This is a genomic window from Dongia sp., from assembly GCF_041909655.1.
GTDB lineage: Bacteria > Pseudomonadota > Alphaproteobacteria > Dongiales > Dongiaceae > Dongia.
Map to the genome: position 1 here is coordinate 353,847 of NZ_JAYRDA010000005.1, position 16,082 is coordinate 369,928.

Annotated in this window: 17 protein-coding genes; 5 read left to right on the forward strand and 12 right to left on the reverse strand. The window is 63.6% G+C overall.

Features of this window, described 5'->3' with window-relative positions; translation table 11 throughout:
* Positions 1-38: 38 nt before the first annotated feature.
* Positions 39-977, reverse strand: a complete 939-nt coding sequence (locus tag ACE3PR_RS12790) for a dihydrodipicolinate synthase family protein (RefSeq protein ID WP_374372459.1) — start codon at positions 975-977, stop codon at positions 39-41.
* A 197-nt stretch (positions 978-1,174) separates the two neighbouring features.
* On the opposite strand from ACE3PR_RS12790, the gene ACE3PR_RS12795 reads away from it, so the two are divergent.
* The gene (locus ACE3PR_RS12795; RefSeq protein ID WP_374372461.1) at positions 1,175-1,825 is read left to right on the forward strand and encodes a hemolysin III family protein; all 651 of its coding nucleotides are present in this window, start codon (positions 1,175-1,177) and stop codon (positions 1,823-1,825) included.
* An 11-nt stretch (positions 1,826-1,836) separates the two neighbouring features.
* Here the strand turns inward: ACE3PR_RS12795 and ACE3PR_RS12800 are convergent, their stop codons facing one another.
* Entirely contained in the window at positions 1,837-2,412 is a 576-nt protein-coding gene (locus tag ACE3PR_RS12800; RefSeq protein ID WP_374372463.1) for a TetR/AcrR family transcriptional regulator, read from the reverse strand.
* 103 nt (positions 2,413-2,515) lie between these two features.
* On the opposite strand from ACE3PR_RS12800, the gene ACE3PR_RS12805 reads away from it, so the two are divergent.
* Positions 2,516-3,787 (forward strand): MFS transporter, encoded by a 1,272-nt coding sequence (locus ACE3PR_RS12805; protein ID WP_374372465.1) that lies wholly within the window; start codon positions 2,516-2,518, stop codon positions 3,785-3,787.
* Here ACE3PR_RS12805 and ACE3PR_RS12810 read toward each other — a convergent pair.
* From ACE3PR_RS12810 to ACE3PR_RS12825, 4 genes are read right to left on the reverse strand one after another with little or no spacing between them, the layout of a single operon-like run.
* Complete coding sequence (locus tag ACE3PR_RS12810; RefSeq protein ID WP_374372467.1) at positions 3,784-3,951, reverse strand: DUF1289 domain-containing protein; 168 nt, start codon at positions 3,949-3,951, stop codon at positions 3,784-3,786. The two genes, ACE3PR_RS12805 and ACE3PR_RS12810, sit on opposite strands and share 4 nt — an antisense overlap.
* Positions 3,952-3,983: 32 nt before the next feature.
* A complete protein-coding gene (locus ACE3PR_RS12815; protein WP_374372469.1) occupies positions 3,984-4,649 on the reverse strand; it encodes a transaldolase family protein in 666 nt (221 codons plus the stop codon).
* Positions 4,650-4,660: 11 nt separating this feature from the next.
* Entirely contained in the window at positions 4,661-5,608 is a 948-nt protein-coding gene (locus ACE3PR_RS12820; RefSeq protein WP_374372471.1) for a carbohydrate kinase, read from the reverse strand.
* Positions 5,609-5,626: 18 nt separating this feature from the next.
* Complete coding sequence (locus ACE3PR_RS12825; protein ID WP_374372473.1) at positions 5,627-6,475, reverse strand: fumarylacetoacetate hydrolase family protein; 849 nt, start codon at positions 6,473-6,475, stop codon at positions 5,627-5,629.
* Between the two features lie 212 nt (positions 6,476-6,687).
* Here ACE3PR_RS12825 and ACE3PR_RS12830 point away from each other — a divergent pair, with 212 nt between their 5' ends.
* Complete coding sequence (locus tag ACE3PR_RS12830; RefSeq protein ID WP_374372475.1) at positions 6,688-6,921, forward strand: helix-turn-helix domain-containing protein; 234 nt, start codon at positions 6,688-6,690, stop codon at positions 6,919-6,921.
* Positions 6,921-8,639, forward strand: coding sequence for a SulP family inorganic anion transporter (locus tag ACE3PR_RS12835; protein ID WP_374372478.1), 1,719 nt, complete (start codon positions 6,921-6,923; stop codon positions 8,637-8,639). Before ACE3PR_RS12830 ends, ACE3PR_RS12835 begins: the two co-directional genes overlap by 1 nt.
* Here ACE3PR_RS12835 and ACE3PR_RS12840 read toward each other — a convergent pair whose 3' ends face one another.
* Genes ACE3PR_RS12840 through ACE3PR_RS12850 form a run of 3 tightly spaced genes read right to left on the reverse strand, consistent with a single transcriptional unit; the run spans position 8,640 to position 11,284 of the window.
* Positions 8,640-9,473 (reverse strand): amidohydrolase, encoded by an 834-nt coding sequence (locus tag ACE3PR_RS12840; protein ID WP_374372481.1) that lies wholly within the window; start codon positions 9,471-9,473, stop codon positions 8,640-8,642.
* On the reverse strand, positions 9,470-10,501 hold the full coding sequence (locus ACE3PR_RS12845) for an aldo/keto reductase (RefSeq protein ID WP_374372484.1): 1,032 nt from the start codon (positions 10,499-10,501) through the stop codon (positions 9,470-9,472). Before ACE3PR_RS12845 ends, ACE3PR_RS12840 begins: the two co-directional genes overlap by 4 nt.
* Before the next feature lie 30 nt (positions 10,502-10,531).
* Positions 10,532-11,284, reverse strand: coding sequence for a GntR family transcriptional regulator (locus ACE3PR_RS12850; RefSeq protein WP_374372486.1), 753 nt, complete (start codon positions 11,282-11,284; stop codon positions 10,532-10,534).
* A 95-nt stretch (positions 11,285-11,379) separates the two neighbouring features.
* On the opposite strand from ACE3PR_RS12850, the gene ACE3PR_RS12855 reads away from it, so the two are divergent.
* Complete coding sequence (locus tag ACE3PR_RS12855) at positions 11,380-12,933, forward strand: UxaA family hydrolase (protein WP_374372489.1); 1,554 nt, start codon at positions 11,380-11,382, stop codon at positions 12,931-12,933.
* A 135-nt stretch (positions 12,934-13,068) separates the two neighbouring features.
* On the opposite strand, the gene ACE3PR_RS12860 is transcribed toward ACE3PR_RS12855, so the two are convergent.
* Genes ACE3PR_RS12860 through ACE3PR_RS12870 form a run of 3 tightly spaced genes read right to left on the reverse strand, consistent with a single transcriptional unit; the run spans position 13,069 to position 16,030 of the window.
* Entirely contained in the window at positions 13,069-14,043 is a 975-nt protein-coding gene (locus ACE3PR_RS12860) for a 2-dehydropantoate 2-reductase (protein ID WP_374372492.1), read from the reverse strand.
* Entirely contained in the window at positions 14,040-15,557 is a 1,518-nt protein-coding gene (locus tag ACE3PR_RS12865) for an acyl--CoA ligase (RefSeq protein ID WP_374372494.1), read from the reverse strand. The genes ACE3PR_RS12860 and ACE3PR_RS12865 overlap by 4 nt, the downstream gene beginning before the upstream one ends.
* Positions 15,558-15,589: 32 nt before the next feature.
* Positions 15,590-16,030, reverse strand: coding sequence for a hypothetical protein (locus ACE3PR_RS12870; protein WP_374372496.1), 441 nt, complete (start codon positions 16,028-16,030; stop codon positions 15,590-15,592).
* Between the last annotated feature and the right edge of the window lie 52 nt (positions 16,031-16,082).

Here is a 16,082-nt window from a genome sequence, read left to right on the forward strand (position 1 = left end):
TCTGGAAAATCATGACCGGTGCAATACGCCCGCGCGTATCACTTCCCCTGCGACCAATCCGCATACCAGGTCTTGAACAGCTTCCACTGCCCTTCGACATAATTCTTCTGGCTGGGGCTCAGGGCATCGCTCGCATTGAAATGGAGCTCATAGCCCTTATGGCCTTCTAGGGTCATGAGGTGCTTGTAGAAGAGCACCAGATCCGGGCCTTCGTCGAAGCTGGAGAGCACGTAGAGCGCTTTCTCGAGTTCCAGTGCCTGGGCGCGGGCCTTGGCATCGCCCTGGGCCGCGCGTTCGCACAGCGAGACCAGGTGCAGGACCTCTTTGGGCAGCGCATTGCCGATGCCGGTGATGGCACCGCCCGCCCCGCAATTGACGAAGCCGTGGAAGACCTGTGTGTCGACGCCCACCATCAGGGTGAGCGACTTGTCGCGCCCGGTGATGTGCTGCGCCGCGTAGCTCAAGGATTCCGCGCCGCCGAATTCCTTGAAGCCGACCAGATGCTTGTACTTGGCCTGGAGGTCGAAGAAGAGATCGGCCTTGGTCTCGTAGCCGTAATAGGGGCTGTTATAGATGACCGAGGGCAGATCGACCGCCGCTTCGAGGATACCGGCGAAATGGGCGCGCTGGGCCGCGAGCGAGGGGCCGCGCGAAAGCACGCGCGGGATGATCATGAGGCCGCCCGCCCCCACCTTCTTGGCATGGGCCGCGAGCGCTGCCGCGCGGGCCGGGTTCTGGGCGCCGGTGCCGACGATCACGGGGATGCCGGCCTTCGTCAGGCGTTCCACACCTTCCATGCGCTGTTCATCGGTCAGCAGCGGCCAATCGCCCATCGAGCCGCAATAGACCACACCCGACATGCCGGCGGCGATCAGGCCCTTGCCGGTCGCGACCAGATTGTCGAAATCCGGGCTGCGGTCCGGCTTGCAGGGCGTCATCAGCGCGGGGATGCAGCCCCGGAAAATGTTGGCGGTCACGGATAGGTCTCCTCATCTGGCCTTCAATTGCCGCCCTCACGCCGGGCAGCAGGGATGGCACAAATAAGGTCATCCCGCGGGCAAAGGCAATGCCCTATCCGGCTGCGGGGGATGGCATGAAGGCCTTGGCGGCCCGCCATTTGACCCTATAGTGGCAGGAGCGTCGATTTCCGGCCCGAGGAGCTCCCCCACCGCCCATGCCCAGCAGCCAGCCCAGCGGCGCCGCCCGCCGAGTCAACCGGGCGATCCTGACGGCCACCTTCGCCTTCAGCGCTATCGCCCTTGTGGGGCTCCTGGCGCGGACGGATGGGCTTGGCTTGTCGCCGATGGGCATTGCCGGTCTGGTCTACGGCATCTCGCTGCTGCTCTGCTCGCTCTTCTCCTATCTCTACAACATGCACGAGACATCGCGGCACCGCTGGTGGCTGCGCTATTGCGACCACAGCGCCATCTTCCTGCTGATCGCCGGCACCTACACGCCCTTCGTCATCCACGGAGTCGAAGGGCCGTTCGGCCTCGACCTCCTGATCTGGGTCTGGGGCCTGGCCCTCCTCGGCATTTTCCTGAAGCTGGTGCTGCGCGGTCGGCATGAGCGAGCCTTTGTGGCGCTCTATCTGGCGCTTGGCTGGCTGTTCGTGACGGCCTTCGATTCCTTCATCGACCTCAACCCGCTGCCCTCGCTGATCCTCCTCACCGTGGGCGGGATCGCCTATTCCGTGGGCGCGGTGATCTATGGCCGCGACATCGGCAATTGGACCGATCCCGTCTGGCATGGCTGCGTGCTGACCGGATCAGGCACCCATTTCGCCGCGATCCTGCTGCTCGGTTCCGCGCCGCAGCTCGTCTAATCGCGGCTAGTTTAGTCCCTGGCCAGATCCGAGAGCTCGCTGCGCAAGGCGGCGAGAATCTCGCCGGAAAGATCCGGATCCGCCGCGGCACAGGCACGCGCCAAGGTCATGCCGCCCACCACCGCCGCCACCAGGGTAACCGCGCGCCGGCGCGTGGCTGCCCCCTTGCGCGCACCCGAGCGCAGCAGCAAGGCCTCGATCGCCGCGATGTAATCCGCCATGCCGCCGGTGAAGCGCGCCTGGAGCTCGGGTTCGTGCCGCTCCACCTCGGCGGCCAGCGCCGCCATCGGACAGCCGGTGCCAGCCGCGTCCCGGTGCCGTTCGGTCAGATAGCGATTGAGATAGGCGCCGATATCGGCGTCCTTGGCGACGCGCGCGGCGCCATCCGCGAAGGCCTTGGCGCTGGCTTCGGCGGCCAGGGCATCCTTCGAGGCAAAATGACCATAGAAGCCGCCATGGGTGAGCCCGGCCGCCTTCATGATCTCGGCCACGCCCACGCCGTCAAAGCCATGTTCGCGGAACAGGGTCGCCGCCTCGGTGACGATGGCGGCGCGATGCTTGGCGGCTGTTTCCCTGCTGACCTTCATGGCACCCTCTCGGAAGTGGCTTGACAATCATTACGATGATCATCATAAATGTTTTATTGATGATGTCCATCATTATTATAACGGTAATACGGAAAGCCCCGCCATGATCGCCGCCGCCCTGTCACGCTCGCTGGAACGCCGCCGGATCCATTACGGCTGGATCATGGTCGCCGTCACCTTCCTCACCATGCTGGTGACGGCGGGCGCCGTGGGCGGGCCGGCGGTGCTGCTCCTGCCGCTGCAGCGCGAATTCGGCTGGTCCAATGCCGAGATCTCAAGCGCGCTGGCGGTGCGCCTGGTTTTCTTCGGCCTGATGGGGCCCTTTACCGCCTCCCTCATGAACACCTTCGGCCTGCGCAAGGTGACACTTGCCTCGCTCGCCATCGTCGTCACCGGGCTCGGCCTGTCGCTCTTCATGACCGAGCTCTGGCAGCTCATCCTGCTCTGGGGTGTCGTCGCCGGGTTCGGGACGGGGCTTACGGCCCTGGTTCTGGGCGCCACGGTGGCAACGCGCTGGTTTACGGAGCGGCGCGGCCTGGTGATCGGCTTCCTGACCGCCAGTTCCGCCACCGGGCAATTGGTCTTCATGCCGCTCATCTCCTGGATCGCCGAACATCACGGCTGGCGCGGCGGCATCCTGCTGCTCTGTGTTTTGTTGGGCGCAACGGCGTTCCTGGTTCTCCTGCTGCTGCGCGACCGGCCGGCGGATCTCGGCCTCGCCCCCTATGGCGAAAAGACGGTCGTGCCGCATGTGGCCCTGGCCCATTCCTTCCGCGCCATTGCCTGGGCACCGATCGCCACCTTGCGCGACGCCGCCCAGACGCGGGTGTTCTGGGTGCTGTTTGCCACCTTCTTCATCTGCGGCGCCAGCACCAACGGCCTCATCCAGCCGCATCTCATTCCTCTCTGCGTCGATTTCGGCCTGCCGGAACTTCAGGGTGCCGGCTTCCTCGCCATGATCGGCATCTTCGATTTCCTCGGCACCATTGCGTCAGGCTGGCTCTCCGACCGCTATGACAATCGCTGGCTGCTGTTCTGGTATTACGGCCTGCGCGGCTTGTCGCTGCTCTATCTCCCAGCCTCCGATTTCACCTTCTACGGCCTCTCGCTCTTTGCCATGTTCTATGGCCTCGATTGGGTGGCGACCGTGCCGCCCACGGTGAAGCTCACCGCCGAACGTTTCGGCCGCGAGCGCGCCAATCTGGTTTTCGGCTGGGTCTTCGCGGGGCATCAATTGGGGGCAGCCTGTGCCGCCTATGGCGCCGGCCTGTCGCGTTCGGAACTCGATTCCTACCTGCCGGCCTTCTTCACGGCGGGCACGCTCTGCCTCATCGCGGCAGCACTCGCCATCTCGGTCAAACGGCGGGTTGCCTAATCCTCGAGTTTCCGAAGGCGGTCAGGAAGTTCGGCCAGGATCGATTTCAGTTTCGACTTCTTGGCCTTCTTCCATTTTTTGCATTCCTCCTTGGTCCGACCGCAGCCCAGGCACCAGCCCGTCTTCCGGTCGAATTTGCAGAGGTCGATGCAGGGGGATTTCAAGCTGAAAGGCCGTTCAACTTTTGAATGATCATTCAGGCCCGGAGCGAGTCTTCGGCCGCTTTCATGAAATCGGCTGCGGCGGCGTCGCTTTCGGCTGCCTGCCCCACCGCCTCGGCAAGCGCCGCCGTCAGGGTGAAGGTATCGAAACCACGGGCGGTGAGTGTCTCCAACTGATCGATCGAGCGGATGCTCGCCACCAGCACGGCGAGATTCTCCTGGAGATCGGCGATACGCAGCATGGCATCCAGACGATTATCGGCATCGAGCCCGGCATCCAGCATGCGCCCGTAATAGGGGGCGACATAACGGGCGCCGATGCTGGCGGCCAGCATGGTCTGGTGCGCGGTATAGCAGGCGGTAATAGTGACGATGGCGCCCTCGCGGCAGAGCACGCTCGCCGCCTCGAAACCGGCGGCGGTTGCCGGCACCTTCACCGTGACGCGGCCCCACAATTCACGCAAGGCGCGGCCGCTGGCCAGCATCTCATCGGCAGAATGGCCGGTCACCTGCAACTGAATCTCGGCAAGCTCGCGCGACTTCGCCGCCTCGACCAGATCGGCCGCTGTCGCCATGTCGACGCGTTTTCCGGCGCGGCTGATGATGAGCGGGTTGGTGGTGACGCCATGGAGCCAGCCGCGCTTGCGGGCGAGATCCCATTCCTGCGGGTTGGCGCTGTCGATGAAGAGGCGATAGGTCATCACAGGACTTTCTAAGAAACGATATGCCCGAGTTCGGCGGCGCGCGGCATGTCGGCGCCGCGCCTGCTGCAGGTAATGGCGGCAGCACGCGCGCCGAAACTCAACATGGCCCGCAAGGCATCGGAATCAAGAGCCGCGGCCTCGGTGGCGTGAAGCGCATCGCGCCGCTCCAGCCAGGTCAGCATCGCCGCCTGGAAGGTGTCGCCCGCCCCCACCGTATCCACCACCTCGACATGGCAACCCGGAACAGCGGCGCTGCAGCCGCCGCCGGTAAAGGCAACGGCGCCATCGCCGCCTTTCGTCACCACGACCAGGCGCACGCCGCGCGCGATCCAATCGGCCGCGAGATGCTCCGGCGATTGTTTCGGATAAAGCAATTCCGCATCCTCGATGCTGAGCTTGACGAGATGCGCCGTACCGGTGAGCGAGGCGATGCGCCGGCGCCAGACCTCAAGATCGGGCTCGATCGAGGGACGGATATTGGGATCGTAGGAGATGAAGCGCCGCTGGCTCTCGCGCTTCACCAGCGCCACCAGGCTCGAGGCCGTCGGCTCGGTCGCGGTCGTGTAGGAACCGATATGGATGGCGCGGATATCGGCCGGCAGAACCGGCGGCAATTCATCCAGGCTCAGCGACCGATCCGCCGTGCCCCCGGTATAGAAGGCATAAGCGGGAACACCTGCCGCGTCGAGTTCGACCACCGCCAGCGTGCTGTTGTTCGAGGCAGAAACCAGCAGGCTGGTATCGACGCCCTCATGCCGCAGGAAAGCGGCGATGCGCTGGCCGAAGAGATCGGTCGAGTTCTTGGTGAAATAGGCGACGGGCCGGCCAAGTCTCGCCAGCCCGACGGCCACATTGAGAGGCGAGCCGCCCACCCTGCCCTCCAGCCGGATGGTCGCCGGACCATCGCTGGGCTGCGAGAAGAGGTCAAACAGCGCGTCGCCACAGCACAGAAACATGCGATCTATCCCCGTGCGTCAGGGTGTGGCGATAACCTGTTGGCGCTGCTCGCCGAGGCCGTCGATGCCGAGGCGCATCACCTGCCCGGCCTTCAAGAAGATCGGATTCGGCTTGATGCCGAGGCCGACACCCGGCGGCGTACCGGTCGAGATCACGTCGCCCGGCTGCAGGCTCATGAATTGCGAGATGTAATGCACCAGATGACGGACACCGAAGATCATCGTCTTGGTTGAGCCGTTCTGATAGCGGTGGCCATCGACTTCGAGCCACATGGCGAGGTTCTGCGGATCGGCGACCTCATCCGGCGTGACCAGCCAGGGGCCGATCGGACCGAAGGTATCGGCCGACTTGCCCTTGGTCCATTGCCCGCCGCGCTCAGCCTGGAATTCGCGTTCCGAAACGTCATTGATCACGCAATAGCCGGCGACATGATCCATCGCGTTCTTCTCGTCGACATAGCGCGCTTCGCGGCCGATGATGACGCCGAGTTCCACTTCCCAATCGGTCTTCATCGATTTCCGGGGGATCATCACGTCGTCATTGGGGCCGACGATGGCGCTGGTCGCCTTCATGAACAGGATCGGTTCCTTGGGCGGCTCGGCGCCGGTTTCCTTGGCGTGGTCCGAATAATTGAGGCCGACACAGATGAACTTGCCGGTCCGGGCGACGCAGGGGCCGTAGCGCACCGGGCCTTCGACCTTGGGCAGGCTCGCGGGATCGAGTGCCTTCAACTTCGCGAGGCCTTCGGGCGTCAGCACATTGCCGGCGATGTCATCGACCACCTTAGAGAGATCGCGGATGCCGCCATCCTTGTCGAGCATGCCGGGCTTTTCGGCGCCGCGCGGACCGTATCGCAGAAGTTTCATCTCATGCCTCTGATTGGGGACAGATGCCATCCGAGCGATGGCAGAAGAAGTCGATATAGACCAGATTTTTTGCGCCCGTGAAAGGCTGCAATGCAAGCGCAAACATTGAGATAAATTGCGGCATAAATGATATTTGACACATCAGATTAAATATCTAGAATATCCCCATCGAACAACTTTGCTGAGATGGCCAGATGATCACGGGCGCTCAGATGCGCGCGGCCCGCGCGCTGCTTGGACTCGACCAGAAACGGCTGGCCGAAATGGCCTCGCTTTCCCTGCCGACCGTCCAGAGGATGGAGGCCAGCAATGGCGTGGTGCGGTCCAATGTCGATTCTCTGATGAAGCTGGTAACCGCCCTTGATCAGGCCGGGATCGAGCTCATTGGCGAAAATGCGCCCAGCACCGGAACCGGGCGCGGCGTTCGGCTGAAGGAGATGATGTGATGACGTCACCGGCCCTCGAACAAAAGCCGCAGGAGACATCGGCGAGCTTCGCCGAGATCTTCACACCCAAGCTGGTCACCATCCTCCGTGAAGGCTATCGGCTGGGCGACCTCAAAGCCGACGCCATCGCCGGCCTCACCGTTGCTATCGTCGCCTTGCCCCTGTCCATGGCAATTGCCATTGCGTCGGGCACCACGCCGGATCGCGGCCTCTATACCGCGATCATCGGCGGCTTCCTCATTTCGGCGCTGGGCGGCAGCCGCTTCCAGATCGGCGGTCCTGCCGGCGCCTTCATCGTGCTGGTGGCGGCAACCGTGAGCCGCCATGGCGTTGACGGCTTGCTGCTGGCGACGCTGATGGCCGGGGGAATATTGCTGGTATTGGGCTTCCTGCGGCTTGGCACCTATGTGAAGTACATTCCCTATCCCGTGACCGTGGGTTTCACCGCCGGCATCGCCGTCATCATCTTTGCCAGCCAGATCAAGGAATTGTTCGGCCTGACATTGCCGGGCAAGGAACCGGGCGAGATCATCGAGAAAGTCGAGGCCCTGGCTGCCGCCAGCGGCACCTTCAGTCCGGCAACGGCGGGCATCGCCCTGCTCACCATCGCGATCATCGCCGGTCTCAAACGCTTCCGGCCGCATTGGCCCGGCATGCTGATCGCCGTTGCCGCGGCATCGATCATCAATTGGCTGATCGACATGCCGGCCGATACGATCGGCTCGCGCTTCGGCGGCATTCCAAATTCCCTGCCCTTGCCGAGCCTCCCCGTCTTTACGCCGGAACTTGCCATGGCGGTCCTGCCGGATGCCGTGGCCTTTGCCTTGCTGGGGGCGATCGAATCCCTGCTCTCCGCCGTCGTCGCCGATGGCATGACCGGGCGGCGCCACCGCTCAAATTGCGAATTGGTGGCGCAGGGCTTTGCCAATATCGGCTCGGCCTTGTTCGGCGGCGTCTGCGCCACCGGCACCATCGCGCGCACCGCGACCAATGTCCGCGCCGGCGCCCGCGGCCCGGTCGCCGGCATGCTGCATTCTCTTTTCCTTCTGCTGTTCATGCTGGTGGCGGCACCGCTCGCCGGCTATATCCCGCTCGCGGCCCTGGCCGGTGTGCTGGCGATTGTCGCCTGGAACATGGCGGAGCGGCATGCCTTCCTGACCTTGATCCGCTCGTCGCGCGGCGATGCCGTGGTGCTGCTGGCAACCTTCCTGCTTACAGTTTTCCGCGACCTCACCGAAGGCATCCTGGTCGGTTTCGGTCTCGGCACCCTGCTGTTCCTGCACCGCATGGCGCAGACGATCAGCGTCGAGAGCGAAACGCCGATGGTGACCGAGGATCGCGCCGACAATGCGAATGGCGGCCGTACCGCCTATGACGTGGCGCTCGCGACCGATCCCAATCTCGTCATCTATCGGATCAGTGGCGCCTTCTTCTTCGGCGCCGCCTCGACCGTGGGGGCCGTGCTTGACCGCATCGCCGACCGGCCGAAAAGCTTCGTCCTCGATTTCTCGGCCGTGCCGTTCCTCGATTCAACCGCCGCCAACACGATCGAAGGTGCCGCGCGCAAGGCACATCGCAACGGCGTCAAATTCTTCGTGACCGGCGCCTCAGGCCCCGTGCGCCATACGCTCTGGGCCCATGGCGTGCAGGCACCTTTGGTCCATTACGAAAAATCGATCGACGACGCCCTTGAAGCGATCGGCCAGCCGACGGCCTGATCAGGTGATCCGGTAGAATTCGGCGGCATTGCCACCGAAGATACGGTCGCGGGCAGCAGCATTGCCGACGATTTCTTCCGCTGCCTGTCGCCAGGCATCGAAGCCGCCAGCGAGATTGATTACCGGCCAATCCGAACCCCACATGACACGATTTGCGCCGAAGCTGCCGATGACGTGCTCGGCATAGGGACGCAGCGCAGCGACCTTCCAATCCGATTCGGCTTCGGTCGCAAGGCCCGACAGCTTGCAATAGACGGGGGTCTTCGCCGCGATTTCGGCAATGCCCGCGGCCCAGGCATCGAAGGATTGGTTGCGGATTTCCGGTTTCAGGCAATGATCAATCACGACGCGCATCTTCGGATAGCGATCGAAGAGTCGCCGGAAATTACCGAGATGACGCGGGAAGCCAAGGGCGTCGAAGGTGAGATCGAGCGCGCAGATTGCGTCATAGCCCCATTGAACATCCGGCCGCAGCATCCAGTCGATATCGGCAATATCCTGGATCATCGGCCGCACGCCGGAAAATTTCCCGTGACGCGCGAGACGTTCGAGATGGCGGCGATGGCTCCTGTCCTCGAAATCAACCCAGCCAACCACCTTGGCGATCCAGGGCGTCGCATCGGCGAGGCCCAACATGTATTCGGTTTCTTCGATGCTGGGGGCGGCCTGCACCAACACCGTCCGCTCGATATTGTAGCGCGTGCGGAATTCCTCGTAATCATTCGGGATGAAATCGCGCCGGATCGGCGCCAGGGACGGGCTCGATTCCATCCAGCCGTAATCGCCGCGCGCCACCGCCCAGAAATGCTGATGCGCATCGACCCGCAACATCATTTGCCTCCCGGAACCGGCGCATCCCTGCGGATGAATCCTTCCGCCTTCAGTTCGGCCCAGAGTGCCGCCGGGATGTCGGCGGCGAGCGCCTGCATATTGAGGGCGACTTCCTCCGGCCGGCTGGCGCCGGGAATGACGGTGACGACCGCCGGATGCACCAGCGGGAAACGCAAGGCGGCCTCGACCAGCTTCACACCATGCCGCGCGCAGATCTTCTCGATGCCGGCGACGCGGTCGAGGATGTGTTGCGGCGCCGGATCGTAATTGTAGAAGGCGCCCGGCTTGGCACCGCTCGCCAGGATGCCGGAATTGTAGGCACCGCCGATCACAATGCCGATGCCGCGCTTTTCGCAGAGCGGCAGGAACGAGCTCAGCGATTCCTGTTCCAGCAAGGTATAGCGGCCGGCCAGCAGGAAGAGATCGAAATCGCCCTGTTTCGCGAGGATCTCGCAGACTTCCCATTCGTTGACGCCGGCGCCGAAAGCCTTGATGACTCCCTGGTCGCGCAATTTGACCAGCGCGCCATAGCCGCTCTTCATCAGTTCGGTGACCTTCTCGTCCCGCGCCGCGACGCTCTTGTGATTGAAGACGTCGATATCGTGAACGAAGAGGATGTCGATACGGTCGATACCGAGGCGTTCCAGAGACGCTTCGACCGAGCGCATGATACCGTCATGGCCGTAATCATAGATCTCGCGGCGCGTAGGCGTTTCAAAGAACTTGCAGATACCGGTGCGTTGATCCGGCGCGCAAACTTCCAGCAGGCGCCCGACCTTGGTGGACAGCACATAGGAATCGCGGGGCTTGCCGCGCAGGAAATGATTGATGCGCGTTTCCGAAAGGCCCAGGCCGTAGAGCGGTGCGGTATCGATATAGCGCAAACCGGCATCCCAGGCCGCCTGCAGGGTCGCCTGGGCTTCCGTTTCGCTCAGCGCGCGATAGAGATTGCCGAGCGGCGCCGTGCCGAAGCCGAGTTCGGTGAAATCGATTTTGGCGCCCGATGGCGCCTTGAAGCTGCGTGTCTTCATGTTCCCCTGATCCTTCTTGGTCTTTTGAAATCAGCCCAGCGCCTTGAGCGATCGTGGGCTGCGTTGTTTGGGCACCGCATCGGCGAAAATCTCCGGTTGCGCTTCGGCCAGCGCCAGCAATTCCACCATCACCGCATCGAGATGCGCCACCATGGCCTGCGCCGCGGCCTCAGCGTTACCTGCGGCAAGCGCCGTTGCGACGGCTTCGTGTTCCTTGTAGGTCAGCGTGTGGCGGCGCCGGGTGGCAAGCAGGCGGCGGATGCGGTCGAGGCCGAGGCGTGCCGATTCCACCATCGCTTTCACGCGCTCGAAGCCCAATGCGGTGAAGATGATGTCGTGGAATTCGAGATCGAGGACGTGGAAGCCTTTGCGGTCGCCGGCCGCGGCGGCGGCTTTCTGGTAGCGGAGATTGCGCTCCAGCGCGTCGATCACCTCGGGCGGCCGGCTGCGCGCCAGGGCGCGGACCGCCTCGGCTTCGAGCGCGCGGCGGAGAAACAGGTTCTCGCGGACATCGGCGATACGAATGCGCGAGACGATGGTCCCCGCTTGAGGCCGGATCTCGACCAGCCCCTCGGCCTGGAGCCGCGAGAGGGCTTCGGAGACCGGAAAGCGGGAGACCCCGAGACGCGCGCAAAGAGCCGCCTTGTCGAGTTGTGTACCTGGAGAAAGTTCAAGTGAAACAATGGCTTCACGCAAGGCCTCGACGACGCGGGACGTGGTGCCGCCGCGCCCGGGCCCGCTGACATCGGCCAGAAAATCGTATGATTCCGCTTCCAGATTCATACTAACATGTTAGAATACGCGATCTGAAACGCAACCACTTTCTGCCGCCGGAAGTCCAGGTTTCCCCACCGCGCGGCATCTGGAAACCCACCGCCATGAGCCAAGTCAGCGCAATCGCCAGCCAGCCCCGCTCCATTCGCCTGTCCGACAAGGACAATGTCGTCGTTGCCGTCGACGAGATCGGCCAGGGTGCCGTGATAAATGTGCCTGGCGCGAATGGCGTTGCCGCCAATGGCCGCATCACCAAGGGACACAAGATGGCGATCAGCACGATCGCCAAGGGTGCCCCCATTCTGAAATTCGGCCAGATCATCGGCTTTGCAACCCAGGACATCCTGCCCGGCGATTGGGTGCATGAGCACAACACGGAGATGGGCGAATTCGAGCGCGATTACGCCTTCGGCGCCGGTGCCCGCAACGAGGCACCGCTGCCGGTTGCCGAGCGCGCCACTTTCCAGGGCTATCGCCGCGCCAATGGCCGCTCCGGCACGCGCAATTACATCGGCATTCTGACCTCGGTGAATTGCTCGGCCTCGGTGGCGCGCTTCATGGCGGAGGCCGTCACCAAATCCGGCATTCTCGATCAATACCCCAATATCGACGGCATCATTCCCTTCGTGCACGGCACCGGCTGCGGCATGGCCTCGAAGGGCGAAGGCTTCGACATCCTGAAGCGCACGCAATGGGGCTATGCCACCAATCCCAATCTGGCCGGCGTGCTGCTGGTCGGTCTCGGTTGCGAGGTGTTCCAGATCCACCGCATGAAAGAGGCCTACAACATCGTCGAGAGCGATACCTTCCGCACCATGACCATCCAGGATAGCGGTGGCACCAGGAAGACGATCGAGGCCGGCGTCGCCGCCATCAAGGAAATGCTGCCCAAGGCCAATGACGTGAAGCGCGAGACCATCTCGGCCTCGGAACTGATCCTCGCTTTGCAATGCGGCGGCTCGGACGGCTATTCCGGCATCACCGCCAATCCGGCCCTGGGGGCGGCGGTCGATTTGCTGGTGAAGCATGGCGGCACGGGTATTCTGTCGGAGACACCGGAAATCTACGGCGCCGAGCACCTGCTTACCCGCCGCGCGGTTTCGCGGGATGTGGGCGAGAAGCTGATCTCGCGCATCAAATGGTGGGAAGAATACGCCGCGCGCAATGGCGGCGAGATGAACAACAACCCCTCGCCCGGCAACAAGGCAGGCGGCCTCACCACCATTCTCGAAAAATCCCTGGGGGCCGCGGCCAAGGGCGGCACCACCAATCTCACCGCCGTCTATGAATATGCGGAACCCGTGACGGCCAAGGGCTTCGTCTTCATGGACACGCCCGGTTACGATCCGGTCTCGGCCACCGGCCAGGTGGCGGGCGGGGCCAACATCCTCTGCTTCACCACCGGCCGCGGCTCAGCCTATGGCTGCAAGCCCACACCCTCGATCAAGCTCGCCACCAATACCGACATGTACAAGCGCATGGTCGAGGACATGGACATCAATTGCGGCGATGTTCTGGACGGTGTCACCATCGAGGAGAAGGGCCGCGAGATTTTCGAGCTGATCCTGCGGGTTGCCTCGGGCGAGCAATCGAAATCGGAACAGCTCGGCTATGGCGACAATGAATTCGTGCCCTGGCAGATCGGCGCCACGATGTGAGGGATACCGGGACAACATAGCTGTCATCCTCCGCGAAGGCGGAGGATCCACGAGTTTCTTTCTTCGGTCTCGCTGAAACTCGTGGATGGTCGGCCTGCGCCGACCATGACAATTGTTAGGTTTGCCTGACTCGCCCTATATCAACCCGGCCACTTTCGCCTTCTGCTTTGTCAGCGCATAGATCATGTCGATGGTGGGCGTCGGCACGGCAACCAGGCGGCCGAGCTCGCTGACGGCGCCGACAATGGCATCGAGTTCGATCGGGCGGCCGCGTTCGAAATCCTGCAGCATCGAGGTCTTGTGGGCGCCGATTGCCGCGGCGCCGTCAATCCGGCGCTCGATGTCGACCGGCATCTTGACACCCAGGGCATTGGCGATGGCCTCAGCTTCCAGCATCATCGCCTTGGCGACGGCACGGGTGCCGGGCTCTGTGCAGATCACATCCAGGGTCGCACCCGTCAAGGCGGTCAGTGGATTGAAGGCGACATTGCCCCAGAGCTTGACCCAGATCTCGGTGCGGATGTCGGGCCGCACCGGGGCTTTCAGGCCGGAAGCGATGAGCGCGCGGCTCAGCGCCAGAATGCGTTCCGACTTCTCGCCGCCAGGTTCGCCCAATGTGAAGCGATCGCCTTCGACATGCTTCAAGCGGCCGGGCTCGACGATTTCGGCCGCCGGATAAACGACGCAGCCGATGACGCGCTCGGGACCGATGAGATCCCATTGCCGGTCGCCGGGATCGACGCTGACGAGGCGTTTATCCTTGAGCGGCCCGGCAAGGCCATGGAAGTACCACCACGGCACGCCGTTCACAGCCATCACCACGGCGGTATCGGGCCCGATCATGGGCGTGAGTTTGTCGGCGATGGCCGGCACCGATTGGGCTTTCAGCGCGATGATGATGTAGTCCTGGATACCGGCCACTGCGGGATCGTCGGTGGCACGCGGCCGCACATTGAACTCGCCGGAGGCATTGAGGACAGTGAGGCCGTTCGCCTGCATCGCCGCGAGATGGGGCCCGCGCGCGATCAAGGTGACGTCTTCACCGGCCCGCGCCAGATGCGCACCCATCAATCCGCCGATGGCACCGGCGCCGTAGATTGCAATCCTCATGAGGCAAGACCGAGTTTCTGCGCCAGACCGATGCGCTGCAATTTACCGGTGGCGCCCTTTGGAATTTCGGGGAGGAAGACGATCTTCTTCGGCACCTTGAAATCGGCGAGGCGCTGGGCGGCGAAATCGCGCAAATCGCGCTCGCTCGCGGCAGCACCTTCCTTCAGCACGACGGCGGCGGCCACTTCCTCGCCCAGCTTGTCATGGGGCAGCGCGAAGGTGACGATCTGCGCCACCGCCGGATGTTCCATCAGCACATCGTCGACCTCGCGCGGCGAGATCTTTTCGCCGCCGCGATTGATGATCTCCTTCAGGCGGCCGGTGAGGCTGACATAGCCTTCCGTGTCCATGATTCCCAGGTCGCCGGTCCGGAACCAGCCGTCGCGAAAGGCCTCTTCATTGGCCTTGGGATTGTTGGCATAGCCCGGCGTGACATTGGCGCCCTTGATCACGATCTCGCCCACCTCGCCCGGCTTCAGGATCTTGCCTTCGGCGCTCATGATCGCGACCTCGGGGCCGGCGGCGATGCCGACCGAGCCGGGCTTCCTTGCCTTGGGCGGCAGCGGATTGCTGGCCATCTGATGCGCGGCCTCGGTCATGCCGTAGGATTCGATCACCGGGCAGCCGAAGGCTTCCTCCAGCGCCAACATCACCGGCGCCGGCAGGGAGGCGGAAGATGAGCGGATGAAGCGCAGCTTGCGCCGTGCGATGATCTCGGCATTGCCCTTGGCACGCGCGAGGATGGTCTGGTGCATGGTGGGGACAGCGGAATACCAGGTGGCCCCGGCCTCATCCAGTTGCCCAAAGAACTTGAGCGCATTGAAGCCGGGCGGGCAATGAACCGAGCCGCCGGCATAGAGCGAGGAGAGCAGCGCGCCGATAAGACCGTGGATATGGAAGAGCGGCATGATGACCAGGCTGCGATCGGCAGGCGTCAGGGCAAGCGTCCGCGCGATGTTGCCGGCGGAGGTCATCAGGTTGCGCTGGGTCAGCGGCACGATCTTTGGCCGCGAGGTGGTGCCGGAGGTGTGAAGCACCAGAGCGACGTCATCCGGTGATGGCGGCACCACCGCACCGCTCCCGGCCGGGATCGAGAGCGAGAAGGCACCGGCGGGACCGGCAAGATCCGGCGTGAGTTCAATGACGCGGATCTTGCGTTTGGCTGCGATCTCGCGCGCGGGGGACTCGGCACCCGCCGGCAGGATCAAGGCCTGGGCGTCGAGATCGCCAAGATAGAAATCGAATTCGTCGCCGCGATAGGCAGCGTTGAGCGGCGCGGCAACACAGGACGCCGCGACCGCGAGGAAGGCGCTCGCCATTTCCGGCCCGTTCGGCATCACGATCGCCACCGCATCACGCCGGCCGATACCGATCCCGCGCAAATCGGCGCCAACCCGCGCCACCAGCGCGGCGAGATCGCCACGCGACATGGTCTGCCGTTCCGGCGCGCCGATCGCCGGCGATGCGGGATCGCCGCTGGAAATCATCTCGGTAATGCCGGAAAACGTGCTCATTCTGGAAACCTCCCCTGAAAAACCGTCTTTTTCTATGGCGCCGCCGTCAATGTCACCGGCGGGCAGGCGATCCTGCCACCCTCTGGCGGCATCCTGCAACTCGCGTTGATCGCCGAGACCAATTTACGTCGTGCGGGACCGAGATCGACCTGGCCGACGCTGCCCGGCCAATCCGGATATTGGCCGCAGAGAATCGTCTCGATCATCATGCGCATCTTGCCGTCGGGGCGCATGACGAAAAGCCCGCCATCGCTCGGCTGCTGCTCGACGGAAAAGGAGACTTGCCCGCCCGGCGGCAATCTGCCGAGATCGCGATCGACCCAGTGACCGAACATCAGCCGGCATTCCATCGGCGCGGTGCCATCGTTGCGCAGACTGACCGCAACGGGCGCGGCATCGCGAGCGGGCGCATTGTTTGAACAAGCGGAAAAAAGGCCGAGGCCCAATAGCGTCAATACTCTCGCCACTTTCATGCCGCGTCTTTCCCTGCTCGAAGAGGACGCGTAGGACGCCCAAGATATTGCG